This is a genomic window from Spiroplasma sp. ChiS (assembly GCF_002968355.1).
GTDB classification, from domain to species: domain Bacteria; phylum Bacillota_I; class Bacilli_A; order Mycoplasmatales; family Mycoplasmataceae; genus Spiroplasma; species Spiroplasma citri.
The window spans coordinates 1-1,364 of sequence record NZ_PUUH01000119.1; the positions used below are offsets into that span (position 1 = coordinate 1).

3 protein-coding genes are annotated in these 1,364 nt (G+C 21.8%); all 3 read left to right on the top strand.

What is annotated here, in order from left to right; genetic code table 4:
• The coding region (locus tag C6B38_RS09865; protein ID WP_162475849.1) for a hypothetical protein at window positions 1–219 on the top strand (219 nt) is incomplete at its 5' end.
• A 318-nt stretch (window positions 220–537) separates the two neighbouring features.
• Window positions 538–813, top strand: coding sequence for a hypothetical protein (locus C6B38_RS03970; RefSeq protein ID WP_105298734.1), 276 nt, complete (start codon window positions 538–540; stop codon window positions 811–813).
• Window positions 814–876: 63 nt separating this feature from the next.
• Window positions 877–1,143 (top strand): hypothetical protein, encoded by a 267-nt coding sequence (locus C6B38_RS03975; protein WP_105298735.1) that lies wholly within the window; start codon window positions 877–879, stop codon window positions 1,141–1,143.
• The last annotated feature ends 221 nt before the right edge of the window (window positions 1,144–1,364 follow it).

The following is a 1,364-nucleotide window of genomic DNA, read 5'->3' on the forward strand; positions in this document are numbered from 1 at the left end:
AGTATTGAATTTAAAATAACTCCTGAGGGAAGTTTTTATCATGACTATATATTTATTAGTTTTGATAATGAAGGAAAAATAACTAATGATTTAAAAGAAGACATAGGAACATATAAGGAACAAGACAAAGATGATGATTTTTATTTAGATTTTAAAGTCGTTAAAAAATTTTATCAAACATTAATGAATTTACAAAATAAACAAAAGAATAATAATTAAGCAAGATTAAAAATCTTGTTTTTTTATTTTAAATTAAGATATAATATATTTGTTATCAAAAAAGTATCAAAATTGTATTAAATAATATTAAAAAAATTAAATATTGGAAAAACAAGTTAAAAATAACTTGCTTTTTTTGGGTGTTTATTTTAATGTGTGTGATGATTTATTTTTAAATCAGGAAAGGAAACAACTTTAAAATGGATATTAATAATATTATATTGGAAAAACAAGTTAAAAATAACTTGCTTTTTTTGGGTGTTTATTTTAATGTGTGTGATGATTTATTTTTAAATCAGGAAAGGAAACAACTTTAAAATGGATATTAATAATATTATTAATGGTGACAACTTTTTTAATAAAACATATGAAGATTTGAATAGATATGCTGTTGGAGAAATTGCATATAGGTTAGAAAAGTACGATGATCTTATTTTTCAAAATTATAAAAATGATGATAATTTTAAACATTATCGAGTAAAAGAAATAAGAATAAAAACATTAATTACTTTAAAAGGTAAAATAACATTTCGCAGACGACGATATTATAAAATTAATCCAATAACAGGGAAAGAAGAATATATTTTTATTTAAGATGAATTAGTTTAATGACAATTTCAACAAAGACTGGGGAATGACGTCAAAAAAAGAATTTTATTGTTTTTAAGTGATGATAAAAAATACCGCGATATTTTAGATGCATTAGAACAAGCAAAAATTAGTTTAATGACAATTTCAAATACAATAAAAAACGCAACAACAAACGACAAATATTATATTAATAATACCAATATCAAAATAAATGTTCCACATACTTTATATATTCAAGTAGATGGAACATACTTAAAAATGAAAGTGTGATATGGAGGAAAAAAGATTAAAAAACACACCTTAATTTCTACCGTTCACACTGGATATGATTAAGAAAAATCAACCGAAAAAAGACATGTAATTGCAAATAAGTTAGGTGTTTACGAAATAGATAATATTCCAATTTATATTTCTAAAAAAACAAAATTAACCCGTTTTGTTGTTAAATTAATAATTTTGATAATAAGTAATTATAATATTCAAGATGATACCGAAATTATGATTTTAGGTGATGGAGCAGATTGAATTAAAGGGGTTAAAAAAGTTATTGCAAA